25 protein-coding genes and 3 pseudogenes are annotated in these 24,653 nt (G+C 66.3%); 13 read left to right on the plus strand and 15 right to left on the minus strand.

The features are described 5' to 3' along the window. Positions 1–139: 139 nt before the first annotated feature. Positions 140–2,017, plus strand: a complete 1,878-nt coding sequence (locus shn_RS16930) for a sigma-54-dependent Fis family transcriptional regulator (protein WP_064331456.1) — start codon at positions 140–142, stop codon at positions 2,015–2,017. 92 nt (positions 2,018–2,109) lie between these two features. Here shn_RS16930 and shn_RS37610 read toward each other — a convergent pair. The 3 genes and pseudogenes from shn_RS37610 to shn_RS37615 all read right to left on the minus strand — a co-directional run. After that, positions 2,110–2,241, minus strand: a pseudogene (locus tag shn_RS37610) (short-chain dehydrogenase); the annotation flags it as partial. Between the two features lie 4 nt (positions 2,242–2,245). Beyond that, positions 2,246–2,542: pseudogene (locus shn_RS36445) on the minus strand (aldehyde dehydrogenase family protein); the annotation flags it as partial. Positions 2,543–2,741: 199 nt separating this feature from the next. After that, entirely contained in the window at positions 2,742–2,888 is a 147-nt protein-coding gene (locus tag shn_RS37615) for a dihydrodipicolinate synthase family protein (RefSeq protein ID WP_168168880.1), read from the minus strand. 401 nt (positions 2,889–3,289) lie between these two features. Between shn_RS37615 and shn_RS16940 the strand changes: the two genes are divergently transcribed. Both shn_RS16940 and shn_RS16945 read left to right on the plus strand, forming a co-directional pair. Then, on the plus strand, positions 3,290–4,009 hold the full coding sequence (locus shn_RS16940) for a GntR family transcriptional regulator (protein ID WP_064331457.1): 720 nt from the start codon (positions 3,290–3,292) through the stop codon (positions 4,007–4,009). A 2-nt stretch (positions 4,010–4,011) separates the two neighbouring features. Continuing rightward, entirely contained in the window at positions 4,012–4,794 is a 783-nt protein-coding gene (locus shn_RS16945; RefSeq protein WP_064331458.1) for a pyrroline-5-carboxylate reductase, read from the plus strand. 103 nt (positions 4,795–4,897) lie between these two features. On the opposite strand, the pseudogene shn_RS37075 reads toward shn_RS16945, so the two are convergent. The 9 genes and pseudogenes from shn_RS37075 to shn_RS16990 all read right to left on the minus strand — a co-directional run. Beyond that, positions 4,898–5,065, minus strand: a pseudogene (locus tag shn_RS37075) (antibiotic biosynthesis monooxygenase); the annotation flags it as partial. Between the two features lie 238 nt (positions 5,066–5,303). Continuing rightward, positions 5,304–5,648, minus strand: coding sequence for a RidA family protein (locus shn_RS16955; RefSeq protein ID WP_064331459.1), 345 nt, complete (start codon positions 5,646–5,648; stop codon positions 5,304–5,306). 19 nt (positions 5,649–5,667) lie between these two features. Beyond that, positions 5,668–7,134: an NAD(P)/FAD-dependent oxidoreductase gene (locus shn_RS16960; protein WP_064331460.1), complete on the minus strand. Its 1,467-nt coding sequence runs from the start codon at positions 7,132–7,134 to the stop codon at positions 5,668–5,670. After that, positions 7,131–7,433 carry a (2Fe-2S)-binding protein gene (locus tag shn_RS16965; protein ID WP_064331461.1) on the minus strand — a complete coding sequence of 101 codons (303 nt, stop codon included), beginning with the start codon at positions 7,431–7,433 and terminating at the stop codon, positions 7,131–7,133. Before shn_RS16965 ends, shn_RS16960 begins: the two co-directional genes overlap by 4 nt. Continuing rightward, entirely contained in the window at positions 7,417–8,538 is a 1,122-nt protein-coding gene (locus shn_RS16970; RefSeq protein WP_064331462.1) for an FAD-binding oxidoreductase, read from the minus strand. Before shn_RS16970 ends, shn_RS16965 begins: the two co-directional genes overlap by 17 nt. A gap of 129 nt (positions 8,539–8,667) precedes the next feature. Next, entirely contained in the window at positions 8,668–9,495 is an 828-nt protein-coding gene (locus shn_RS16975; RefSeq protein ID WP_064331463.1) for a lysine/arginine/ornithine ABC transporter substrate-binding protein, read from the minus strand. A gap of 27 nt (positions 9,496–9,522) precedes the next feature. Next, a complete protein-coding gene (locus shn_RS16980; RefSeq protein ID WP_064331464.1) occupies positions 9,523–10,305 on the minus strand; it encodes an ABC transporter ATP-binding protein in 783 nt (260 codons plus the stop codon). Next, positions 10,302–11,021 carry an ABC transporter permease gene (locus shn_RS16985; RefSeq protein ID WP_064331465.1) on the minus strand — a complete coding sequence of 240 codons (720 nt, stop codon included), beginning with the start codon at positions 11,019–11,021 and terminating at the stop codon, positions 10,302–10,304. The genes shn_RS16980 and shn_RS16985 overlap by 4 nt, the downstream gene beginning before the upstream one ends. Continuing rightward, the gene (locus tag shn_RS16990) at positions 11,018–11,713 is read right to left on the minus strand and encodes an ABC transporter permease (protein ID WP_064331466.1); all 696 of its coding nucleotides are present in this window, start codon (positions 11,711–11,713) and stop codon (positions 11,018–11,020) included. Before shn_RS16990 ends, shn_RS16985 begins: the two co-directional genes overlap by 4 nt. Before the next feature lie 153 nt (positions 11,714–11,866). On the opposite strand from shn_RS16990, the gene shn_RS16995 reads away from it, so the two are divergent. Further along, positions 11,867–12,811: a LysR substrate-binding domain-containing protein gene (locus tag shn_RS16995; protein ID WP_064332662.1), complete on the plus strand. Its 945-nt coding sequence runs from the start codon at positions 11,867–11,869 to the stop codon at positions 12,809–12,811. Between the two features lie 115 nt (positions 12,812–12,926). On the opposite strand, the gene shn_RS17000 is transcribed toward shn_RS16995, so the two are convergent. Both shn_RS17000 and shn_RS17005 read right to left on the minus strand, forming a co-directional pair. Then, a complete protein-coding gene (locus tag shn_RS17000; protein WP_064331467.1) occupies positions 12,927–13,538 on the minus strand; it encodes an alpha/beta hydrolase in 612 nt (203 codons plus the stop codon). A 141-nt stretch (positions 13,539–13,679) separates the two neighbouring features. Further along, positions 13,680–14,612: a ring-cleaving dioxygenase gene (locus shn_RS17005; protein ID WP_064331468.1), complete on the minus strand. Its 933-nt coding sequence runs from the start codon at positions 14,610–14,612 to the stop codon at positions 13,680–13,682. 247 nt (positions 14,613–14,859) lie between these two features. On the opposite strand from shn_RS17005, the gene shn_RS17010 reads away from it, so the two are divergent. From shn_RS17010 to shn_RS17040, 7 genes are all read left to right on the plus strand, one after another. After that, positions 14,860–15,438 (plus strand): hypothetical protein, encoded by a 579-nt coding sequence (locus shn_RS17010; protein WP_064331469.1) that lies wholly within the window; start codon positions 14,860–14,862, stop codon positions 15,436–15,438. A 225-nt stretch (positions 15,439–15,663) separates the two neighbouring features. After that, the gene (locus tag shn_RS17015) at positions 15,664–16,377 is read left to right on the plus strand and encodes a helix-turn-helix domain-containing protein (RefSeq protein WP_371328568.1); all 714 of its coding nucleotides are present in this window, start codon (positions 15,664–15,666) and stop codon (positions 16,375–16,377) included. Positions 16,378–16,575: 198 nt separating this feature from the next. Next, positions 16,576–17,232, plus strand: a complete 657-nt coding sequence (locus shn_RS17020) for a hydrolase (protein ID WP_064331471.1) — start codon at positions 16,576–16,578, stop codon at positions 17,230–17,232. 67 nt (positions 17,233–17,299) lie between these two features. Continuing rightward, positions 17,300–17,563, plus strand: coding sequence for a XapX domain-containing protein (locus shn_RS17025; protein WP_064331472.1), 264 nt, complete (start codon positions 17,300–17,302; stop codon positions 17,561–17,563). A 92-nt stretch (positions 17,564–17,655) separates the two neighbouring features. Next, entirely contained in the window at positions 17,656–19,533 is a 1,878-nt protein-coding gene (locus shn_RS17030; RefSeq protein WP_064332663.1) for an amidohydrolase, read from the plus strand. Positions 19,534–19,569: 36 nt separating this feature from the next. After that, on the plus strand, positions 19,570–20,025 hold the full coding sequence (locus tag shn_RS17035; protein ID WP_064332664.1) for a DoxX family protein: 456 nt from the start codon (positions 19,570–19,572) through the stop codon (positions 20,023–20,025). Next, positions 20,025–21,620 (plus strand): MFS transporter, encoded by a 1,596-nt coding sequence (locus tag shn_RS17040; RefSeq protein ID WP_064331473.1) that lies wholly within the window; start codon positions 20,025–20,027, stop codon positions 21,618–21,620. Before shn_RS17035 ends, shn_RS17040 begins: the two co-directional genes overlap by 1 nt. Before the next feature lie 53 nt (positions 21,621–21,673). Here the strand turns inward: shn_RS17040 and shn_RS17045 are convergent, their stop codons facing one another. Continuing rightward, entirely contained in the window at positions 21,674–22,624 is a 951-nt protein-coding gene (locus shn_RS17045) for a LysR family transcriptional regulator (RefSeq protein WP_064331474.1), read from the minus strand. 85 nt (positions 22,625–22,709) lie between these two features. Between shn_RS17045 and shn_RS17050 the strand changes: the two genes are divergently transcribed. Together shn_RS17050 and shn_RS17055 are read left to right on the plus strand one after the other, a co-directional pair. Next, positions 22,710–23,576 carry a dioxygenase gene (locus tag shn_RS17050; RefSeq protein ID WP_064331475.1) on the plus strand — a complete coding sequence of 289 codons (867 nt, stop codon included), beginning with the start codon at positions 22,710–22,712 and terminating at the stop codon, positions 23,574–23,576. Then, a complete protein-coding gene (locus tag shn_RS17055) occupies positions 23,573–24,631 on the plus strand; it encodes a maleylacetate reductase (RefSeq protein ID WP_064331476.1) in 1,059 nt (352 codons plus the stop codon). The genes shn_RS17050 and shn_RS17055 overlap by 4 nt, the downstream gene beginning before the upstream one ends. The last annotated feature ends 22 nt before the right edge of the window (positions 24,632–24,653 follow it).

A 24,653-nucleotide genomic window follows, 5' to 3' on the forward strand; every position in this document is an offset into this window, starting at 1 on the left:
AATATGATACGGCAATTCCCATCAAGCGGCCATGTTCATCGCCTGAACGACCCCTGCCGCGCAGTGTCCAGTTTCTGTCTATTGCGGGGCGCCTGCGCAAAACGGTATCCTGCCCGCAAATGATGCATGAGGAGGAGACATGCAGCATCTTTCCATCATGGACCGCGCGCGAAATGCGCTCGAGCGTGGTGACAGGTTCCCCGCGGCCACGTTGCCGCCGGTCGTCGTGGACAGTTGGCAACGCTGTCGTGATGCCGGCCTCGATCCGCGCGGCGCCCCGCGCCAGAACGTCCTGGCATTTTCGCAGGTCAACGACCGGCGCGAAGAGAACGCCGCCCTGCGGCGGCTCGCCCTTGCGGAAATGCAGCTTCTCTATTCGCAGATTGCCGGTTCCAACTTCATGATCGCGCTGGGCGATGCGGACGGCATCGTGCTCGACACGATCAGCGACCAGCATTTCGCCGACAGCGCGCCCGGCCGTTCGATCATCCCCGGCAGCATCTGGGACGAAAGCCAGCGCGGAACCAATGCGCTCGGCCTTGCGGCGATGTACCACAAGCCTGTCGCCATCTACGGGCGCGAACACTATTTCAGCTGCCACGGCCATCTGAGCTGCATGGCGGCGCCGATCCTGAATTCGCGAGGAGAAACGCTGGGGCTCCTGGATGCGTCCTGCGCCTATGAGGCGCGGCAGGAGCACACCCACGCCCTGGTACGCATGGCGGCGGCACAGATCGAAAACGGGCTGATCTTCCAGGAGTGCTCCGGGAGCTTCATCTTCGCCTTCCATCCCCGGATGGAATATCTCGACACCATTTCCGCCGGGCTGATCTCGGTCGGGCGCGAGGGCGGCATCATCTCGCTGAACCGGCCCGGCATCAAGCTGCTCGAGGGTCTTCCCGCCAAGATCGGCGGTCATTTCGACGAGCTTTTCGAAGCGGGTTTTGGCTCGGCGATGGACGGCCTTCTGAACGGCGGCGTGATCCGCATCCGCGACCGGGCCGGCAGCAGCCTGTTCATGGTCTGCCGGCAGATCGGCTTGCGCCGTGCGCGAGCGGCGGTCGCGGTGAAGGCGGAACGACCGCGCAAGATGCCGCCGCTGCTGCAGGACAGGAACGCGCCGGCATTCGTTTGCGATGATGCCGCCGTCAGGCGCTCCATCGCCGATATCGGCGATGCCGCGGCGCTGCGCATGCCGGTCCATATCACGGGAGAAACGGGCACCGGCAAGGATCTGATGGCCCGCCATGTCCACCAGTTGAGCGGACGCAAGGGTGAGTTCATCGCCCTCAACTGCGGCGCGGTGCCGGAGAACCTCTTCATCGCGGAGATCTTCGGCCATGAGCGTGGCGCCTTTACCAATGCCCGCGCCGAGGGTGCGCCAGGCCTTGCCCGGGCTGCCGATCGCGGCACGCTCTTCCTCGACGAAGTCGCCGACATTCCGCCCGCCGCCCAGACCTCGCTCCTGCGCTTCCTCGACAGCATGGAGCTGCGCGCCGTCGGCGGCCACAAGACGCACAAGGTCGATATCCAGATCGTCTCGGCGACCAATCTCGACCTGCAGGAAATGGTGGCGAGCCGGGCTTTCCGGGCCGATCTCTACTATCGCCTGAACGCCTTCACCATCCGCCTGCCACCCTTGCGCGCGCGCAGCGATTTCGGCGGTGTCGTGCGCCATCTGATGGAGGAGCTTGCACCGGGCACGCCGATCACCGATGCCGCGATCGCCGAACTCTCCCGCCGGGCCTGGCCGGGCAACATACGGGAACTGAAGAGCGTGCTGCAGCGCGCGCTCGTCCGCCGCCGGATGGAATATATAGACGAGGAGTGCTTCAACGGGATCGAGCCCGCCACGGAGAACGACCAGGAAAGCTGCGCCCTGTGCCGCCCCCATCCGTTAAGCCGCACCAAATGCCGCGAAATCCGTGCCGTCTTCCGTGCGACGAAGGGCAACACCTCGCAGACGGCGCGCCAGCTCGGGCTTTCAAGAACCACCGTCTACAAACATGTCCGGTAGCCGGCCGAGCCTCTGATCCGCCTGGTGCGCCATGGAATCCACGCCCTGCGCGGCGCCATGCAAGCGCCGCCCGCATGGCGCGCCGGTCCCTGTCACGCGACCGCCTGCGCCCCGGTGATTTCGACGAGCGAGCCGCACATGAACGCGGCCTCCTCGGGCCTGCCGATGCGGCCGAAAGGCACGAGCCTGTCGAGATCGGCGATATATCGAGCGCCTTGGCGAAGGTCGTTTCAGATACCATGCCCAGGGTTCGTCGCTGACGAGGCGGGTGATCTGCTTGGTCTCCAGATGGTTGTCGAGGCCCCAGCGGCCGAGCTCCCGGCCTATGCCGGACGACTTGTAGCCGCCCCAGGGCGCCTCGGTGAAGGTGGGTTGCGAGCAGTTGATCCAGACGATCCCGGCGCGGAAGGCGCTGGCGACACGCTCGCAGCGCGCATCGTCCGCCGACATGACGGCCGCGGCGAGGCCGAAGCGGGAATCATTGACAAGGCGGATCGCCTCCGCCTCGGTCTCGTAGTGCCGGATGAGCTTGGCCTGGGTCGAGCGGGTATAGAAGGGCGGCGAGCAGGACCGTGTCGTAGCCGATGTCCTTCGCCATGGCGGTCTGTTCGATGACTTCGCGCGTGGCCGGCGCATTGCTGCCGGCGATCAGAACTTCGCCGGGCCTTGCGAAATCCTTGACGAACTGGAGAACGTCGCGGCGCTCCTGCGTCGACTGGCTGAACTATTCGCCGGTCGAACCGTTCGGCACCCAGCCGGTCACCCGGGCCTCGCGCAGATGCGCGGGCAGCGTTTCGAAGGCCTTGAAATCGACGCGGCCATTGGCATCGAAGGGAGTGGCGAGGGCGGACATGACGCCTGAGAGTTTCATGGGGGTCTCCATTCGAGGATCGGGGCGAACGCGTCAGCGGGAAGGCGATGACGAAGCAGATGAGAGCGACGATGGTCAGCGCCTCGATGAGGCGGCCGTGTTAGCCTTCCGTCGTTTCCGCCAATGCAGCGGTCGAAAGCCCCGCCACCGGGGCGAGCGCGGCCGTCGCCCGCAGAGCTGATGTCATCACATTCGAAAGCATGTGCATTTCCCGTTTTTGAGCGCTGAAAGCGCGGTTCCACCCTTCGGCTTCGGCGGTTCGCATGGCCTTTTTATGCCGGCTCCGTGTCGACCTGTAAATTTATGTCGTCTACATGTCGACAAAATCAAGTGAAAATTTTACGATTGCTGCCTGCCGGTTTTTCTGGCCCAATGGCCTTGAAATGCGGAAAGGGACGTAAGTGTCTGAGGAAATTGAATCGAAACGCGTGCGCGGCATGGGCTCGAAAAGCGTCTACGACACACTGCGCAATGAAATCCTGGCGCTCACCCTGCCCCCCGGCCAATTGCTCGACGAGACGACGCTGGCCGAGCGCTTCGACATGTCGCGCTCGCCGATCCGCGAGGCGCTGATCCGGCTGGCCGGCGAGGAACTGGTGGTGACGCTCTCCAATCGCAGCACCATCGTCGCGCCGATCGAGGTGGCGAGCTTCCCGAAATATGTCGAGGCCCTGGATGTCGCCCAGCGCATGAACACGCGCCTTGCCGCGGCGCTGCGCACGGACGCGGACCTGAAGATCATCGCCAGGCGCCAGAAGGAATTCGAGGCGGCGGTGAAGACCGGCCAGCACCTGAAGATGTCGGAGGCCAACAAGCAGTTCCACATGGCCGTCGCCCATGCCGGCAAGAACGCCTATCTCGCCTCCTTCTACGAGCGCCTTCTCAACCAGGGCCAGCGCATGCTGCACCTGCATTTCGAATATCTGGAGCGCACCGGCGACGGTTATCTGCTGACGGACGAGCACGAATTGATGCTGGAGGCGATCCGCGCCAAGAATGTCGATCTCGCCGACGAGCTGGCCCACGCCCACACCAGGCAGTTCCAGGACAATTTCATCGCCTTCCTGCGCGAGAACTACACGACCGACGTCTCCTTCGGCTCTCTTGCTGCTGCGGAATGACCATGTCCCTGCCCCGCAAAATCGGCTTCATCGGAACCGGCGCCATCACCGACGCGATGGTGCGCGGCCTGCTCGCCGACCCCGCGGCGGTGCCGCATGTCATGGTCTCCCGGCGCAGCGCGGACATTTCGGCGAAACTTGCAGCCGATTTCCCGCACGTGCTCGTCTCCGGCGACAATCAGGCGATCGTCGACGGATGCGACACGGTCGTGCTGGCCATCCGCCCGCAGATCGCCGAAGAGGTCATCCGCCCCCTGAAATTCCGGGATGGCCAAAACGTGATCAGCGTCGTTGCCGCGACCGGCCGTCCCGCCCTCCTCGACTGGATCGGCGCGGATGTGCATCTCTCGCAGGCGATCCCCCTGCCCTTCGTCGCCCGCCGCAAGGGTGTCACGGCCGTCTACCCGCCGGATGCGGGCACGGCCGCCCTCTTCAACGTGCTCGGCAATGCCGTCGAATGCGAGACGAAGGCGGAATACGACCTCCTCGCCGCCGCCAGCGCCCTCATGGCCACCTATTTCGGCATCATGCACCGCACGACGGAGTGGCTCGCGGAGAACGGCCTGCCGGAAGAAAAGGGCCGCGCCTATCTCGCGCCGCTCTTTGCCAGCCTTTCCGAGACCGCGCTCCTTGCCGGCAAGGACGTCGCATTCATAAAGATGAGCCACGAATTCGCCACCAAAGGCGGCCTGAACGAGCAGGTCTTCCGGGATTTCGAGGCGAATGGCGGCAGCCAGGCGGCAATGCTCGCGCTCGACCGCGTTCTTGCCCGCATCCGCGGATAACCCGGCGCACAGGCCGGCCCGGATACGGCTTCAGACGATTGGTGGCAGCCTCCGTTCCGCATGCCTGCCGGAGGGGCCTCAACGGCGCACCGCCAAGACGGCTTCAGGCGCTGAGAAAATCCGCCATCTCGACATGATAGAAGGTCTTGGTGCGCGGGCCGGCGAGGATCGGGGCGATCCGGCGTACGCATTCCCGGTAGTGCGGGGTCTTGCGATGCTCGTCGAGCGCCTCCGGGGACTTGAAGACCTCGTAGATCGTGAAACTGTGGTCCAGCAAAGTGCGAAGCGGTTTTGCGTCCGCAATTGCACAGGAACAAACAGATAGAGCGTTCTCGCGACAGAGAGATCCGGACTCAGAGTTTGATGGGGTCCGCAACGGCAACCAGTCCAGCCGGCCGGCCGTCGGGGGCGAAGTTCGAGCATCGGCCGATGCGGCGGCAACGGGCCGCGGCCGATGCCTGTGCCGCATGGGGCGGAACGGTTGCGCCCGCACCGAAAGATGCAGCCTTCTACCTGTAGGCCGAAACCACGATTTCGATCATCGTGTCGCCACCGAGGTCGGCGACGCCGACCGTTGCGCGCGTCGGCAGGCTCTCCGGCGACAGCCATTCCTTCCAGACCGCGTCCATCTCGGGCTTCTTGCCGAGGTCGGTGACGAAGATGCTGGCCGAGAGCAGTTTTGTCTTGTCCGTGCCCGCCTCGGCCAGGTAGCGGTCGAGTTTCGCGAGGATTTCGCGGGTCTGGCCGGCCATGTCCAGGCTCTCGTCGTCGCAGGTCGTGCCGCCGACATGGACGATGCCGTTGTGCTCGACGACCCGGTGCATGATCGGGGTTTGCAGAAATCGTTGGACCATTTTCGATACCTTTCGTGGTTCAGTGTCCGGAATGACCACCCGTCACGGCGTAGACCGCCTCGGATGTATGGGGGAGCGCGGCGATCTCGCAGAGCGGCACCGGCTTGATCGGCGGGCGAAGGCGATAGGTGCCGACATCGGCCGGATGCCGCTGCTGCGCATCGGCCAGCAGCTCCGTGACGGTCGCGGCACACATGCGGCCCTGGCACGGTCCCATGCCGCAGCGCAGCATCGTCTTCATCTGGTTCGGGCCTGCGACGCCAAGCGCAGCGGCCTCGCGGATGGCGCCGACGGAAACCTCCTCGCACCGGCAGGCGACGACATCGCCCGCGGCAGGCGCCCGGAACGACAGGGCCGGCTGGTAGGCAAGGTCGATGAAGGCCCGGCCGCGCAGCGCCCGTTTCCGCAGCCGAACGAACCGTCTCGACGCCTCGGACGATCCGGCGCCCAGAACCTCCAGCCCCGCGGCGATGCCGGCGATCCCGCCGTCGAATTCCGCGACGACGGCGCCTGCGATACCGTTGCCGTCCCCCGCGATGAAAATCGCGGGCCTGGTGCTGCGCCCTTCCCCGTCGACGACCGGCGCGAAACATTTCTGCCGGTCGTTCCAGGCCAACGCGCAGCCCGCGGCATTCGCCAGATTCGCGTGGGGAATGACGCCCTGATGGAGAAAGACGCTTCTTGCGGGCAGCGACACCGTCTTGCCGCCGGCCATGAAGGTCACGCCCTCCACCCGATCCTTGCCGGTGATCTCCAGGGCGGTGACAGCGCGAAACACCCGGACCGCCCGCCTGACCCGGAGCATCAGGCCGAGCCCTTTCCAGGCATAGGGCGAGGCGAGGAAGGAGAAGACGTGCGGGGCGGCGCGAAGCCAGTTGCGGCGCGGCGTGGTTTCGAGGATCGCGTCGATCGTGCCGCCTGCGGCAAGCACCTGGTCTGCGTAGAGATAAAGCAGCGGGCCGCTGCCGGCGAGGACCACCGGTCCTTCCGGCAGGAGGGCGGAAGCCTTGAGGGCGATCTGCGCGGCCCCGACGGACATGACGCCCGGCAGCGTCCATCCCCGCACCGGCATGGGCCGTTCCGTCGCGCCCGTCGCAAGGATCACGCGCCGTGCGAGGACAATCCGGCTGCGGCCCGCCACGGAGACCCGCAATTCGGCCAGCGCCGCCGCGCCCTCCCCCTGTTGCTCCAGGCTCCAGACCGCGGCGGAGGGAACATGGCTGGCAGCAGTCGCGCAGAACGCCGCCCAGAGACCGGCGCCACGTCCGTAGTCGCTGCCGAGATAGGGGCGCCCGGCGCGCGTGTTTCTTTCGATAGCACGGTAGATCTGCCCGCCCGCCTCGGCATTCTCGTCGAACACGACCACCGCAAGGCCGAGCCTTGCGCATTCGGTCGCGGCCGCCATGCCGGCGGGGCCGGCGCCAACGATCGCGATGTCGTAGCGGGCGGAAAGGTCGTCGGCGTTGCGGATAATCGTCAGCGTCATCGGCCGCCTCCCTGTGTCGTCCGCGCTCCACGTTGCGAGGAGATCGTCATTCCATCGCGCACGGGAACCATGCAGGCCTGACGGTTCTGCACGCCGTCGATGGTCACCAGGCATTCGAAGCAGATGCCCATCAGGCAATAGGGCCCGCGCGGCTGGTCGGTGACGACGCTGCGCCGCACCGTGGTCATGCCCGCGCCAAGCAGTGCCGCCGCGACGCTTGCCGTGGCATCGACCTCAAGTTCCCGGCCGTCGACGACGATGGTCACCAAGTCCTTCGGGTTTTCAATCTTGCGGAACATGGAACCTCCCGCCGGGAAAGAGGCCGCCGGCCAGCGTGGTGTCCCGGGACACGATCGCATCGGCAACAAGCTCGGCGTGGTTGGGGGCCAGCGTCACGCCGGAATGGCACATGACGAGGCACGCCCCGGGATGGGTGGACGAGCATTCGTAGATCGGCAGCCCGTCGGGCGTCTTGACCCGGAAGCCGGACCAACTGCGCAGGACATCCACCGCCGCCAGTTGCGGAAAGGTCCGGACCGCCCTGCTGGCAAGCACGCTGCTGATATCCTGATCGGTGGCGATCGAGCTGGTATCCGCCTCCTGGCTGTCGCCGATCATCACCCCGCCCTCGTCGGTCTGCCGCAGGGTGGTCGACGTATAGGGAAAGAAGGGCGCGCATTTCTCGGTCACGAGGATCTGCCCCTTGCTCTGAAGGGTCGGGGCCGAAAGGCCGACCATCGGCGCAAGTCGCGTATTGCCGTTTCCGGCCGCAAGCACCACCCGGCCTGCAAGAACCTCGCCCCAGGCCCCCTTCAGGAGAAATCCGCCGGCCTTGGGCACGATCTCGGTCACGTCGCTGTGCGGCCGGTAGGCGGCCCCGAGATTCAGCATGCCGACATGCAATGCCCGGAAGAGGCGCAGGGAATTCACGTCCCCGTCGAGCGGCGAATAGATGGCGCCGACGACGTCCCTGCCGATCGCGGGCACCATGCGCGCGGTCTCGGCATGGTCGAGCACGGCATGGTCGGGCGCATCCTCGCCGAGCGCTTCGGCAACGCAGCCGACCTCCTCCGTCCACATCGCCATCTCGCTGCCGGCGAGCGCGAAGGTGAAGCCGCCCCTCTGCCGAAGGCCGACATCGATCCCCGACGTCTCCAGGAGGTCGGCCGCGAAGGACGGCCACCGGCGGGCGGCGGCGATCGTCCAGCGGGCATAGTGGGGAGCGCCCACGCCCTTGCCCTGGACCCAGACCAGCGCGAAATTCGCCCGCGAGGCGCGGTGCGACAGGTCCTCGCCGTCAAGAACGAGCGGCGCCAGGCCCTTGCGCGCCAGCCCCCATGCGACGGCCGCGCCGACAAGGCCGCCTCCGACGACGACAATTTCCTGATCCGGTAGGGTCCACATGCCAGCAGTCTGTGATGTTGGAAGGAAGGGAAGCGCCCACCCGCAACGCGGATAGGCGCAAGAGTCTGTTTCACCGCAATTCCGGACGCAAAGCCGGGTCGCACATGTGCCGGAATTGCTCTGACGCCGTCAGTCCTGCGGGCTGACGTCGAGCTTGAACCACTTTTCCGACAGGGTCGTGACCGTGCCGTCCGCACGGGCGGCCGTGATCGCCGCGTCGAAATCCGCCTTCAGCGCGGTGTCTTCCTTGCGCAGGCCGATGCCGATCATGCCGAACACCTTGCCGGAGAACAGCGGGCCGGCGAGCTTCGTGCCGGCCATGTCTTCCTTCTCCATCGCCGCGGCGAGCACCGTCGCATTGGCGACGACGGCATCGAGCCGGCCGCTGACGAGGTCGAAATTGTGCTCCTCCGTCGTCTTGTATTCGCGGACGTCCGCCGCATCCTTGAAATACTGCTCCATGAAGGAGGAGGCGGTCGTCGAGCCCTGCACCCCGACGGTCTTGCCGCCAACCAGCTTGGCGATCTCCTCGAGAACGGGCCTGGCCGCCTCCGAATCGACCGAAAGCGGCTTGCCGGCCATCGGCAGCCCGGCGAGATCGCTGTCGTCGAGCACGGCGAAGGAATTGATCGCCGCCGCATAGGGCGTCGAAAACGCGATGACTTCCTCGCGCTTGGGCGTGATGCTCATGCCCGCCATGATCGCATCATACTTGCCCGCCGTCAGCGACGGGATGATCCCGTCCCAGTTCTGGGCGACGATCTCGCATTCCCTGTTCATCCGCTTGCACAGGTCGTTGGCCAGATCGATCTCGAAACCTTCCAGCGTGCCGTTGGGGCCGGAGAAGTTCCAGGGCGCATAGGCGCCCTCGGTCGCGATGCGGATCTTGTCCGCCGCATGGGCGGATTGCAGCGACGCGGCGAGTGCCACCGCCGACAGGATAAGGGTCAATTTCATGGGTTCACCTCTGGTTATTCTCCGGTCTCAATGGGCATGCGTCGAAATGAACTGCCGGAAACGTTCACTGCGAGGATGGGAGAAGACGTCCGCTGGCGTGCCGTCTTCCTCGATGTAACCCTTGTGGAGGAAGACGACCCGGCTGGAGACGTCGCGGGCAAAGCCCATCTCATGGGTGACGACGAGCATCGTGCGGCCTTCAGCGGCGAGGTCCCGCATGACTTTGAGGACCTCGGCGACCAGCTCGGGATCGAGTGCCGATGTCGGCTCGTCGAACAGCATGATCTTCGGGTGCATCGCGAGCGCCCGGGCGATGGCCGCCCGCTGCTGCTGCCCGCCGGAAAGATGCGCCGGATAGGCATGGCGCTTGTCGGCGATGCCGACCCGCTCCAGAAGCGCCTCGGCCTCGGCGATGCATGCCTTGCGGTCCCGGCCCTGGACATGGACCGGGGCCTCGATGAGGTTTTCGAGGATCGTCAGGTGGGACCAGAGATTGAAGGACTGGAACACCATCGTCGCCTGGGAGCGAAGCCTTTGAAGCTGGCGCCGGTCGACCACGCGCGCCGGCTGGTCGGGGCGCTGATCCAGCCTGTAGGCCTCGCCGAAGATCGAGACCGTGCCGGCATTCGGCACTTCCAGCATGTTGACGCAGCGCAGGAGCGTCGACTTGCCGGATCCGGATGCGCCGAGGATGGAGATCACCTCCCCGGGCTGCGCCGTGAGGGAAACGTCGTGAAGGACCTTGAGCGGGCCGTAGCATTTCTCCAGGCGCGCGATTTCCACGGCCGGGATGCGGATCTGGTCTGTCATGCCTGTTCTCCGGTCGCGACGACATGGGGGCGCTGGTCGCGGGAAAGCCGGTGCTCGAAGAACCGGAGCAACCGCGTGATGGAAAAATTCAGAAGAAGGTAGATCGCGCCGGCGCAGATGAAGATCTCGACGGGCCGGTAGCTGGCCGAGATCAGCTTGGCGGCAATTCCGGTGACTTCCATCATCGTGATGGTGGAGGCGAGTGCGGTCGACTTCACGACGAGGATCAGTTCGTTCGAATAGGCAGGCAGCATCAGGCGGAGGGCCTGCGGCGCGATGATCCGGCGCAGGAGCGTGAGGCGGCCCATGCCATAGGCCTTCGCCGCCTCGATCTGCCCGAGCGGGACGGCGATGACGCCGCCGCGAATGATCTCGGCGCTGTAGGCGGCCGTGTTGAGACAGAGCGCCAGCGACGCACACCAGTAGGGCTCGCGCAGGAACGGCCAGGCGAAACTCCTGCGCAGCTCCGGAAACTGGCTGAGCCCGTAATAGATGATGTAGAGCTGGACGAGCAGCGGCGTGCCGCGGAAGACGAAGATATAACCCCGGGCGAGACCGTCGAGCACCCGGTTGCCGGAGAGGCGAAGGCCCGCAAGCAGCATGGCAAGAACCGCGCCCGAGGTGACCGAGAGCACCGTCAACTGCAGCGTGAGGGGAATGCCGCGGCACAGGGCAAGGAAATTGTCGACGAGGAACGGGATGTCGAAGAGGTTCATGACGCCCTCCGGATGCCGCGCATCGCGCGCGCTTCGGCGGCCCGGAAGGCGGCGCCGGAAACGAGGCTGATCACCAGGTAGAGCACGCCGGCCGTCAGGAAGAAGGTGAACGGCTTGCGGGTCGAGCCGGCGCCGATCTGCGCCTGGCGCATCAGCTCGACAAGCCCGACGACGGAAATGAGGGCCGATTCCTTCAGGACCAGCTGCCAGACATTGCCAAGCCCGGGGATCGCAAAACGGGCCGCCTGCGGCAGGATGATGCGCCGGAAGCGGAGAAACGTTCCCATCCCGTAGGCCTTGGCCGCCTCGATCTCGCCGCGCGACAGCGCGAGCACCGCACCGCGAAAGACCTCCGCCTGATAGGCGCCGGACACGACGCCGATCGCCATGGCGCCGGTCAGGAACACCGGCGCGCTCACGAACCCTTGCGCGCCGAACAGGTGGCCAAGCTGCGTGATGACGGCGCTGCCGCCGAAATAGAACAGGTAGATGACCAGAAGATCAGGCACGCCGCGCAGCACGGTCGTATATCCATCGGCAAGATGGCGCAGCGACGGGATCTGCGAGAGCGAGGCGGCCGCCGAGAGCATGCCGAAAAGCGAGCCGAGCCCGAAACCGGCAAGCGCCACGGCAAGCGTGACGGCCGTGGCGCGGAGCATGTCGACGCCCCAGCCACCATCGGCAAAACCCATCAAGTCGAAGTAAGCGCCCACGCGTCCACCTGGTCCGTTCCCTTGCGCCGATGACGTGCCGGCGCGTTATGGGCTTGACTTTGGCAGGCGGCACTCCATACCGTCAAATTCGAAATTCAAGGTAGAGAATAACCAAATATTATGGAGGCCCGCATGAATCTGCGGCAGGTCGAAGCGTTCCGCCTGGTCATGCTCACCGGCAAGATGACCGCGGCGGCCGAGCTGATGGCGATTACCCAGCCGGCGGTGAGCCGGCTGATCCGGGACTTCGAGATCGACCTGAAGCTTCGGCTGTTCGAGCGGCGCGGCAACCAGCTCGTTCCGACCCCGGAGGCCACCACGCTGCTCAGGGAGGTGGAGCGCGCCTATGTCGGGCTCAACCGCATCAAGGCCTTTGCCGAGGAGATCGGCCGGCAGAATGCCGGCATGCTGCGCATCGCCGTGATGCCCGCGCTCGCCAACGGCATCATGCCGCGCTACCTCGCGCGCTTCCTGCGCGACCGCCCGAACATCCACGTCTCCCTGAGCGGCATTCCCTCGACCATGGTCATCGAGGCCGTCGCCTCCGGCCAGGCCGATCTCGGCTTTGCCGACGGCCCGCTCGACCGCCCCGGCTTCCTGACGGAATCCCGCCCGGTCGCGGCCGTGGTCGCCATGCCGGAGGGCCACAGGCTCGCCGCCCGATCCCGGATCGGGCCGGCCGATCTGGAAGGCGAGCACATGATCACGCTGGAACCGGGCACGCTGTTTGCAATGCGGGTCGAGGTCGCGCTGGCGGGCATTCCGAGGGCTTCAACGATCGAGACACGCCTCTCCCACACCGCGCTGACGCTGGTGTCGGAAGGCGTCGGCATCACGATCATCGACCCGTCCTCCGCCACGGATTACCAGGGCAGAGGCGTCGTGGTCCGCCCCTTCTCCGACTTCGTCGATGCCGGTTTCCTGGCGATCCGCCGCAGCGATGCAACGGACAACCAGCTTGCGGAGCGTTTCATCGCAGGATTCTGGGAGTACCACGGAACGCTGCTCGAACAGTTGAACGTCGCACCGGGACATCCGGACCGGCAGGCAAGCGCTCTGGGCCCGCCCCTATCTTGAAGGCCCGGTTCGACCAGGCCCCCGCCCGGCCCGGAGGCGGGAATAATCCTTAGTGCTCGCGCGAAGACCGGTGGAAGGTCGCGGATCGCTTTGCCGGTCCACCGGGCGGAGCGGCCTATATCGTCCGGGTCAGGACGGCCGCGATGGCGTCGATCTCCTGCTGCCGCACCTCGTGACCCCCGTCATGCAGCACGAGGTCGACTTTCGCGCCTTGCGCTTCGAGATAGGCGACAAGCCCTTCGGTGAGCGGCAGCGGGCAGATCGGATCGCGCCGCCCGGCGGTGATCAGGACCTCCCGGCCCTGGAGCGCCGGGTTGGACGCCGGCGTCCAGGGGATCAGCGGATGCATCAGCACCGCGCGGTCGAAAAGGTCCGGCGCCTCGAAAAGCACCGAGGCAAGGATGTTCGCGCCGTTGGAATAGCCGAGGCCGTAGATCGGCGCACCCGGATTGGCCTGCTTGTGGGCATGGATGAAATCCGTCATCCTGCGCGTGCGCACGGCGAGGTCCGCCATATCATAGACCCCTTCCGCCTTGCGGCGGAAAAAGCGGTTCGCTCCATGTTCGGACACGTCGCCGCGGGGCGAGACGATGCCGGCGGCTGGCAGGATCTGGCCGATAAGGCCGGTGAACTGATGCTCGTCGCCGCCCGTGCCGTGGAAGGCGAAAACGAGCGGCGCGCCGGGTGCCGGCGCTTTGGAGACGTGGTGGTAGGCGTCACGGGACATGTGAATCTCCTTTAGGGCAAATCCGCAGGAGCGCTTCGGGCGGCAGGCGGAGATGCATGAACGAAGCAGGAAACCGCCGGACAGTGCCGGCGGCAGGCGGCCGGGAGCAATCCCGGCGAGCCGGATTTCATCGGGAATCCTTTAGTCGACGATGGGCGGCAGGATCTCCTCGATCCGCTCGCGCAGATGGGCGTGCTGGCGCGGAAGCTTCAGCGCCGCGCCGAGATGGGCGGTATCCTCGTCGCGGTTGAAGCCGGGCTCGTTCGTCGCCACCTCGAACAGCACGCCGCCGGGCGTGCGGAAGTAGATGGCGAAGAAATAGTCGCGGTCGATGACCGGGGTGACATGGTAGCCGGTATCCATCAGCGCCTTGCGCACCTCGGCCTGCGCCGCGCGGTCCTCGACCGCGAAGGCGACATGGTGGACGGATCCGGCCCCCTGCCGCGCCGCCGGCGCGCCGGGCAGCACTTCGAGATCGACGAAATCGGCGCCGTTGCCCCCCTTGACGGCATAGCGGGTCAGGCCGCCGCGGCGGTCGACTTCCTCATAACCCATGAACTTCAGCAGTTCGCCCGTGGCACCGTCGTCGCGCAGCCGCATGGTCACGCCATGGAACCCGTGCACGCCGTCGTCGCCCGGCACCGGCCCGCCGGCAAAGGGCAGGCGCCTGTCGCCGTCGACCTCGGCAAGGGCAAAGCCGTCACCATCAGGGCCGAGGAAGCGCAGGCGCTTCTCGCCGAAGGCTTCATCCGCGGCAAGGCCGGCAAGCCCCTTTTCGGCAAACCGTTCCTTCCAGTAGCCGAGCGACCCCTTCGGCACGGAGAACACGGTTTCGGAGACTTCCCCCGCCCCGCGATTACCCTTGGCGATGTGCGGGAAGGGAAAGTAGGTCATGACCGTGCCGGCCGAGCCGGTCTCGTCGCCGTAATAGAGATGATAGACGTCCGGCGCATCGAAATTGACGGTCTTCTTGACGCGGCGCAGGCCGAGCGTCTTGGTGAAGAAGTCGTTGTTTTCCTGGGCATCGGCGGCCATGGAGGTGACGTGATGCAAGCCTTTGATCTGGGTAAGCATGGTGTTGTCCTCGCTCGTGGATGTCTTAGTTGCACAGAGATAGGCCCAACATCGCTCCATCAGAATAGACATAATCAGGCATTTATTATTGATGATATCGCAATTATCGACCATTCTGGCCGAGCGTTGCGTGTTGCGGCAGGCTGAACTAAGGTCGCACAATAATCCGGTTTCTCCCCGGTGATATCGTCCCACCGGCGTGATTGAGAGTGTGCCGTTGACGTTTCCAGGTAAAGAACTCAGCTGTGTGGGCCTCTGCTTCGGAACACCCGAAGCCCCGAGCCTCACCACCGTCCCCATCAGGTCCGCGACCTTCTCCGTCACGAGCATCTGCAAGGATCTCAACGCGGGAGAGGCGCGCGACATCCGCCTTCCCGCCTGCAGCGCCTATTTCCTCATGCTCTATCTGGACGATGTGGAGCATGCCGACATCCGGCAGGACGGAACGTGCGCGCCGGTCCGCCGCTACGAGCGCGGCTCGATCTGCCTCGTCGATCTCGACGAGGGCGCCGCCATTCGCCAGCACAGCCGGCTGGACGTGCTGGCCTTCGTGCTGCCGAAGACACTCTTCGACGAGGCGGCCTCGTTGTCGTCGGGAATGAAGATACGCCGGCTGGCCTGCCGGCGGGGCAGGCCGGACAGCGTGCTGAACAATCTCGGGACGGCCCTGCTCGCCCTGCTCGGCGGTGGCCGGCAGGCCTCGCCGCCGGCGCTGCTGCGCCATATGGCGGTCGCCGTCTGCGCCCATCTCCTGCATCACTACGGCGAAACGCATGACGATGCCGCAGCCGGCGCGCCGGCCGGGCGCCACCGGCGCCTCCACTGAGGAGACCCCTTTGCTTCAGCGGGAGGAACACGCACGCTGGTTCCGTCCATCAGTCAATCACGGGAGGACACGATAAACGAAGAAGATTCGATCGGCACGACCTCCCTGCACCGGTCGGTCCTGCATGCGACGCCCCTCGTCATCACACGGCTGAGCTGCGACCGGGACGAACCTGCCCCCGGCCCGGCGAATGCGCGCGAGGAAGCCTTCCATGTCATCACGCAATTGCGCGACTTCCGGCTGCACAGGCTGTGGCGGGGAGAGGCGCTGGTCTTCGAGGGCGGCCATCCCAAGGGGGCGCTCGCGATCACCGACCTGCGCGAGGAATGGCGTTGCCACCATCTCTCGCCCTTCGACAATGTGCGCTTCCAGATCCCCTTCTGGCATGTGCGCGCCTTCGCCGCGGAACTCGGCCGGCCGGAACTGTCCGGCTTCAAATGCCCGCCGGGCACGGTCGATGCCGTCGTGCTCGGCCTGGCCCAGGCGCTGCTGCCGGCGCTGGAGCGGCCGCGAGAGGCCAGCCGCCTGTTCGTCGACCAGGTGAGCCTTGCCATCCTCACCCATCTGACGCAGACCTATGGCGGCATCTATTTCCCCGCCGAACGCAAGGGCACGCTGGCGCCCTGGCAGGAAAAACGCGCCCTGGAATTCCTCGCCACCCGCCTCGACGGCCGGTTCTCGATTGCGGAGCTGGCGGAAAGCTGCGCGCTGTCGCCGAGCTACTTCATCAAGGCCTTCAAGGCGAGCTTCGGGCGCACGCCCGCGCGCTGGCTCACCGAATACCGCGTTGCCCATGCCAAGGACCTGCTGCGCACGAATATCCCCATCGCCGAGATCGCCATCAACTGCGGTTTCGCCGACCAGAGCCACCTGACGAAGACCTTCTCCGCGGTGACCGGCGAGACACCGGCGCGGTTTCGCCGCGACAACCGGCCCTGATATCCCTGTTTTAGTGATTGCCCCTCGGCCCGCGGACAGCCGCAGGCTTTGCGCCGGCGTGCAGATGCGAATGCATGCAACCCAGAAACCTGGCGAAATGTTCAAAAGACAAACATAGGCGACAAGAACGGCGCAAAGCGCGGAGGCATAGTCCGGGGCCGGAAACCCTGCAACCGGCATCCAGAAAGGGAAGAGCCCATGTCCCCGAACGCCACGCCCACCCCCGGCGGCCTTCTGATATCCCCCACGGACCACGCGCTGATCATGATCGACTTCCAGTCGCAGATGTCCTTTGCGACCAAATCGATCGATGCGGTGAGCCTGCGCAACAATGCGGCGCTCGTCGCCCATGGCGCGAAGGGATTCGGCGTGCCGACCATCCTGACGACGGTGGCGGAAAAGACCTTTTCGGGCCCGATGTTCAGCGAGATCACCGAGGCCTTTGCCGGCCAGCCGTTGCTCGACCGCACCTCCATGAACACCTGGGAGGACGCCGCGGTGATCGCCGAGGTCAACCGTATCGGCAAGACGCGCCTGGTCATGTGCGGCCTGTGGACCTCGGTCTGCATCGTCGGTCCGGCCCTTTCGGCACTCGACCAGGGGTTCGAGGTCTATGTCATTGCCGATGCCTGCGGCGACATCTCCGCCGAGGCGCATGACCGCGCCATGGATCGCATGGTGCAGGCGGGCGTGCGCCCGATGACCGCGCTGCAATACCTGCTGGAGCTGCAGCGCGACTGGGCCCGGGCCGAAACCTACGACATGACGACCGGCATCGCGAAAAAATTCGGCGGCGCCTACGGCCTCGGCATCACCTACGCCAAGACCATGTTCGGCGCCTCCGAAGGGCATTGAGCCGCGTGCCCCGCCCTTCCGCACCCATCTGCGCAAGGGCTCCGATCCGTTATGGAAGGAAGCCGCGATGAAACTCTACCTGCTCTCGCTCGGTGCCGGCCTGCTCGTCGGCGTGATCTACAGCCTCATCAACGTGCGCTCTCCCGCCCCGCCGGTGGTGGCGCTGGTCGGCCTCTTCGGCATGCTTGCCGGGGAACAGATCGTGCCGCTCGCCAGATCGCTCTGGAACCGGGAGGCGGCAGGTCATTCCTGGCTGCACCATCACGTCAAGCCGCATGTCTTCGGCGAATTGCCGAAGGGCGGCGAACCCTCGGACAGGAAACAGACATGATGCCGACACGCCGCAACTTTCTGGGTGCGACGGCCGCTGCCCTCACCCTGGGCAGCGGCGTTGCCGCGCATGCCCAACAGGAGCCCCGCCCGATGACCGCCGACCTCATCCTCCGCAACGGCCGCTTCACGACCCTCGACCGCAGCAAGCCGAAGGCGAGCGCCGTCGCGATTGCCGACGGCACGTTCCGCGCCGTCGGCGAGGAGCAGGAGGTCATGGCGTTCGCCGGGCCCAAGACACGGATCATCGACCTCAAGGGCCGCGGCGTGCTGCCAGGCCTTTGCGACAACCATACCCACGTCGTGCGCGGAGGCCTGAACTTCAACATGGAGCTGCGCTGGGACGGCGTGCGCTCGCTCGCCGATGCGATGGACATGCTGAAGCGGCAGGTGGCGAATACGCCGCCACCGCAATGGGTGCGCGTCGTCGGCGGCTTCACCGAGCACCAGTTCGCCGAAAAGCGCCTGCCGACGCTCGACGAGATCAATGCCGCCGCGCCCGATACGCCCGTCTTCCTGCTGCACCTCTACGACCGGGCGCTGCTGAACGGCGCCGCGCTCAGAGCCGTCGGCTACACCAGGGACACGCCGAACCCGCCGGGCGGCGAGATCACCCGCGATGCGAACGGCAACCCGACCGGCCTGCTTCTGGCAAAACCCAATGCCGGCATCCTCTACTCGACGCTCGCCAAGGGGCCGAAGCTGCCCTTCGACTACCAGGTCAACTCCACCCGGCATTTCATGCGCGAATTGAACCGGCTCGGCATCACCTCCGTCATCGATGCCGGCGGCGGCTTCCAGAACTATCCGGACGACTATGCCGTCATCCAGAAGCTCGCCGACGAGAACCAGATGACCGTGCGGCTGGCCTACAACCTCTTCACCCAGAAGCCGAAGGAGGAGAAGGAAGACTTCCTCAACTGGACGAAATCGGTCAAATACAAGCAGGGCAACGACTATTTCCGCCACAACGGCGCGGGCGAAATGCTCGTCTTCTCCGCCGCCGATTTCGAGGATTTCCGCGAACCCCGGCCGGACATGCCGCCGGAAATGGAAGGCGACCTCGAGGCGGTCGTGCGCATCCTGGCGGAGAACCGCTGGCCCTGGCGCCTGCACGCCACCTATGACGAGACGATCACCCGCGCGCTCGACGTGTTCGAAAAGGTCGACCGCGACATTCCGCTCCAGGGCCTCAACTGGTTCTTCGACCATGCCGAGACGATTTCGGAACGCTCGATCGACCGCGTGGCGGCGCTCGGCGGCGGCATCGCCGTGCAGCACCGCATGGCCTATCAGGGCGAATATTTCGTCGAGCGCTACGGCCATGCGGCCGCGGAAGCGACACCGCCGATCGCCCGCATGCTGGAAAAGGGCGTCAAGGTCTCCGCCGGCACAGACGCGACCCGCGTCGCCTCCTACAATCCCTGGGTCTCGCTCGCCTGGATGATCACCGGAAAGACCGTGGGCGGCACGGCGCTCTATCCGCGCCGCAACTGCCTCGACCGCGAAACGGCGCTCAGGATGTGGACGGAAAACGTCACCTGGTTCTCCAACGAGGAAGGCAGCAAGGGCCGCATCGAAGCCGGCCAGTTCGCCGATCTCATCATCCCCGACAAGGATTTTTTCGCCTGCGCGGAAGACGAGATTTCCTTCCTGACATCCGACCTCACGATGGTCGGCGGGAAGATCGTCCATGGTGCGGGCGATTTCGCATCGCTCGACGAGAACCCCGTGCCGCCCGCCATGCCCGACTGGTCGCCGGCCAGGACGTTTGGCGGCTATGCGGCCTGGGCGGAGCCAGAGGGCGCGGGCAAGCGCTCGCTGCGCCGGGCGGCGATCTCGACCTGCGGCTGCGCCAGTTCCTGCGGCGTGCACGGCCACGACCACGCGGCCGCCTGGGCGGCGAAACTGCCGGTCGGCGATCTCAGGGGCTTCTTCGGCGCGCTCGGCTGCGCCTGCTGGGCGGTGTGAGGTCCGGAATTGCAGAACAACAAAGAGATGAACGTCATGCCTGGAACCATGGAACAGCGCGCGGCCAGGGTCTGCGCCCCCTTCGTCATCAACCATCCGGTGCGCTGGATCGCGCTGCTCGGCCTCTGCGCCGCCTATATCCAGGGCAGCGTGATGAAGCTCTTCGACTTCAACGGCGCCATCGCCGAGATGGAGCATTTCGGCCTCACCCCCGCCGCCCCCATCGCCGCGGCCGTCATCTTCTTCGAGCTCGTCTGCTCGGCCATGGTGCTCTCCGGCTTCTGGCGCTGGATCGGCGCGCTGGCGCTCGCCGGCTTCACGCTGATGGCGACCTTCATCGCGTTGCGCTTCTGGGAAATGCCGCCAGGCATGCCGCGCATGATGGCGACCAATTCCTTCTTCGAGCATCTCGGCCTTGCCGGTGCCTTCGTGCTCGTCGCCTGGTATGATCTCTACCGCTGGAAGAATGGCGCGAAGGAGGACTGGAGCTGATGGCCGGAGCCGCCGACACCGCCCGCGCGGGCGCCTTCGCCCCGCTGCGCCAGAAGGTCTTCGCCATCCTCTGGGCGGCGACGGTCATCGGCAATATCGGCACCTTCGTGCGCGATGTCGCCAGCTCCTGGCTGGTGACGGACCTTTCGGCGGCGCCGGCGGCGGTGGCGCTCATCCAGGCCGCGTCCACCTTCCCGATCTTCCTGCTGGCGATCCCGGCGGGCGTGCTCTCGGATATCCTCGATCGCCGGAAATTCCTGATCGCCATCCAGCTCATTCTCGCCTCGGCGAGCCTCTGCCTGCTGGCCCTGTCGGCAACGGGCCTGCAAACCGTCACCTCGCTCGTCGCCTTCACCTTCGTCGGCGGCATCGGCGCGGCGCTGATGGCCCCCACCTGGCAGGCGATCGTGCCGGAACTGGTGACCAGGGCCGACGTCAAGGGCGCCATTGCCCTCAACTCGCTCGGCATCAACATCTCGCGGGCCATCGGCCCGGCGCTCGGCGGCGCCCTGCTCGCCTCCTTCGGTGCGGCCGTCACCTATGGCGTCGACGTCATCAGCTATGTCTTCGTCGTTTCCGCCCTCCTGTGGTGGCGACGAAAAGCGGCGGACGAGGACGCGCTCTCCGAGCGCTTCTTCGGCGCCTTCCGCGCCGGCCTGCGCTATGCCCGGTCGAGCCGGGAGCTGCATGTCGTCCTGGTGCGGGCGGCCGTGTTCTTCGCCTTCTCCAGCACGGTCTGGGCGCTGCTGCCGCTGGTGGCGCGCAACCTTCTCGGCGGCACGGCGGGCTTCTACGGCATCCTGCTCGGCGCGGTCGGGGCCGGCGCGATCGGCGGGGCCTTCCTGATGCCGCTGCTGCGCACCCGGCTCGACGTGGACGGGCTGATGCTGCTGGCGGCTCTCGCCGTGGCCCTGGTGATGGCCGCGCTCTCCCTCGCCCCGCCGCAATGGGTGGCGGTCCTGCTGCTGCTCGTCCTCGGCGCAGGCTGGATCACGGCGCTCACCACGCTCAACGGCACGGCCCAGTCCGTGCTGCCCAACTGGGTGCGCGGCCGCTCGCTCGCCATCTATCTCACCGTGTTCAACGGGGCGATGACCGCCGGCAGCCTCGCCTGGGGCACCATCGCCGAAGCCCTCGGCATCGCCACGACCCTGCTCGTCGCAGCCATCGGGCTCGTCGTCGCCGGCCTCCTCTTCCATCGGCTGCGCCTGCCCAAGGGCGAGGCCGACCTCGTGCCCTCCAACCATTGGCCCGAACCACTGACCGCCGACCCCGTCGACCATGACCGCGGCCCCGTGCTGATCACCGTGGAATACCGCATCGAGGATGCCGACCGTGCGGCTTTCCTCGACGCGCTGCATCGCTTCTCCGCCGAACGGCGGCGCGACGGCGCCTATGGCTGGGGCGTGACGGAGGACGCGGCCGATCCGAAAATCTTCCTCGAATGGTTCTTCGTCGAATCCTGGGCCGAGCACCTACGCCAGCACCGCCGCATCTCCAAGGCGGACGCCGATCTCCAGGAGGACGTGCGCCGGCACCATAGGGGCGAGGAACCGCCCCGCGTCCGGCATCTGCTGGCCGCCGGAAGGCACTGATCAGCACGGCCGTTCCCGCCCCGGCAGCCTCGCCGCCCGTGTCGCGGGATCCTTCAAACGCCCCAGACGACCGCTTCCTCGTGCCGCTTGATGAGGTGCTTGAGCATGTCGAAACCGACCTGCACATGGCGGGCGAAATGATCGACCGCCGGCATGCGCGGCGCATCGGCACGTTTCAGGAGGCCGAGCGCGCGTTCGGGGTGAGGCACGTTGACGGGCAGCGCGGTGATCGACTTTTCATTGCGCTGGGCGAAGACGACGCCGTGCGGCAGCACGGTGAGCGCGTCCGTGCCCTTGAGGTAATTGATGACGCTGAACAGCGAGCCCCCCGTGTAGCGGATGCGCAGTTCCGTTGCGCCGAAGGAAAGCAGCATGCTGCGCAGGTCCGCGAGCAGCGGGCTGCCGGGCGGCGGCGCGACCCAGGGATAGTCCAGGAGATGCGAGGGCTGCAGCCGGCGTTTCAGCAGAAGCGGGTGCGTGACGCGGCAGGCGATGACGTTGCGGCCGGGAAGGATCTGCTGGAATTCGAGGCCGGAGCCCTCGTCGAGGATGTCGATCGGGCAGATGGCGAGATCGATCTGGTCGGCCTTCAAGGCGGCCCTGAGATCGGGGAAATAGCCGTAGATCTGGTCGATGCGCACGTCCGGGTGCCGGGTCTGGAAGGTCGCGATCATGCCTGAGATCAGCGCGTCCATGAAGAAGGGCGTGCCACCGATGCGCACCGTGCCGCCTTTGCCCACGCGAAAACTCTCGATCGTATCCGACGCCTTGCGCGAGGCGGCGAGCATGACCTGACCATGATCGGCGAGCGCCCGGCCGAGCGGCGTTGGCTGCAGCGGGCGGCGGCCTTTGACGAACAGCGGTTCACCGAGCCGTTTTTCCAGCATGGAGAGGGTGCGCGAGACGGCGGGCTGGGCAAGGCCCAGCAGCGCCGCGCCCTCGGTGACGCCGCCCGTCTTGACGACGGCGGCGAGCTGGATCAGGTGGCGCTCGTCTATCTTCATAACGATCCGTTATATTGTTCGGGAATAAAATCATCAATGCCACTGCGGCGCTTTGCTACCGTCTTCCCATGTTGGAGGACGAAGCATGGCGGGACCGATGGCATCCCCTGTCGACACCCTCACCTCGTCGGAGGTGTTTTCGCGGCGGCTTGCGGCCGCCGGCGACGGGCCGTTGCGGCAGGCGCTGATCGGCGCGGTCACCCACCTCCACGCCCTCATCCGCGAACTGAAGCCGACGCCGGCCGAGTGGCGCAACCTCATCGCCTTCCTGACGGAGGTCGGCCACGCCTCGGACGACCGGCGTCAGGAATGGGTGCTGCTGTCGGACCTGCTCGGCGCGACGGCCCTTGTCGAAGAGGTCAACGCCCACCGCCCGAAACAGGCGACGCCGGGCACGCTGCGCGGTCCCTTCTTCCGCGCCGACGTGCCCGCCCGCGCCCTCGGCAGCGACATCTCGCTCGACGGCGTTGGTGAACGGCTTTCCGTCTCCGGCCGCGTGCAGGATCTCGACGGAAAAGCCATAGCGGACGCCGAAATCATCACCTGGCAGGCCAACGCCGCCGGCCTCTACGAGAATCAACAGCCCGACCTGCAGCCGGAATTCAACCTGCGCGGCCTTTTCCGCACGGATGACGAGGGCCGTTTCCATTACCTCACCGTGCGGCCTGCCGGCTACGGCGTGCCGGAGGACGGACCGGTCGGCGCGCTGCTGCTGAAGGCCGGCCTGCCGCTGCGCCGCCCGGCGCATCTGCAATTCATGGTCACGGCGGCGGGCTTCGAGACGCTCGTCACCCATCTCTATGACGGCAGCGACCCGCACCTTGGCGAAGACCCGCTCTTCGCCGTCAAGCCGGAACTCGTCTGCCGCTTCGAGCGCATGGGGGACAAACCCTGCTGGCGGCTCGATTTCACCTTCGTGCTGGCGCGCGCAAAACAGGGAGCCAGGACATGACCCGCGATTTCGTCTACTCGACCAGCCCGGCGCATATCGTCTTCGGGTCTGGCAAGGCCGGAACGGTCGGCGAATGGATCGACCGCATCGGCTGCCGCCGCGCCCTCGTTCTCTCGACGCCGCACCAGCGGGCCGACGCCGAAAAGCTGTCGGAAACACTCGGGAGCCGCGCGGCCGGCATCTTCGCCGGGGCGGTGATGCACACGCCCGTCGAGGTGACGGAAAGGGCGATGGAGATCGTGCGCCAGACGGGGGCCGATTGCGTGGTTTCGCTCGGCGGCGGCTCGACGACGGGGCTCGGCAAGGCGATCGCCTACCGCACCGACCTGCCGCAGATCGTCATTCCCACCACCTATGCCGGCTCGGAGGTGACCCCGATCCTCGGCCAGACGGAAGGCGGGCGCAAGACGACGGTGCGCAGCGCCGCCATCCTGCCGGAAGTGGTGATCTACGATCCGGCGCTGACCCTCGGCCTGCCGGTCGGCATGAGCGTGACGAGCGGGCTCAACGCCATGGCCCATGCCGTCGAGGCGCTCTATGCCGAAGATCGCAACCCCGTCTCCTCTCTGATGGCCGCCGAGGGCCTGCGCGCCTTCAAGAGGAGCCTGCCGGCGATCGTGGCGACGCCCGAGGACGGCGAAGCGCGGGCGGAGGCGCTTTACGGCGCCTGGCTCTGCGGCACAGTGCTCGGCACCGTCGGCATGGCGCTGCATCACAAGATCTGCCACACGCTCGGCGGCACGTTCGACACGCCGCATGCCGATACGCACGCGATCATGCTGCCGCACACCGCAGCCTTCAACGCCGTCGCCGTGCCGGACCTTACTGCCCCGGTGGCGGAGATTTTCGGCGGATCGGTCGGCGGCGGGCTGTGGGATTTCGCAAGGGCGGCGGGCGCGCCGCTGGCGTTGAAGGACCTCGGGCTTTCGGAGAAGGATCTCGACCTTACCGCCGAGATCGCCACGCAAAACCCCTATCGAAATCCGCGCCCGATCGACCGTCCGTCGATCCGCGCTCTGCTGCAGGATGCCTGGGAGGGCAGACGGCCGGACTGACAACACCCCTCGGGAGGAGGGG

Source organism: Shinella sp. HZN7 (genome assembly GCF_001652565.1).
Classification (GTDB): Bacteria; Pseudomonadota; Alphaproteobacteria; order Rhizobiales; family Rhizobiaceae; genus Shinella; species Shinella granuli.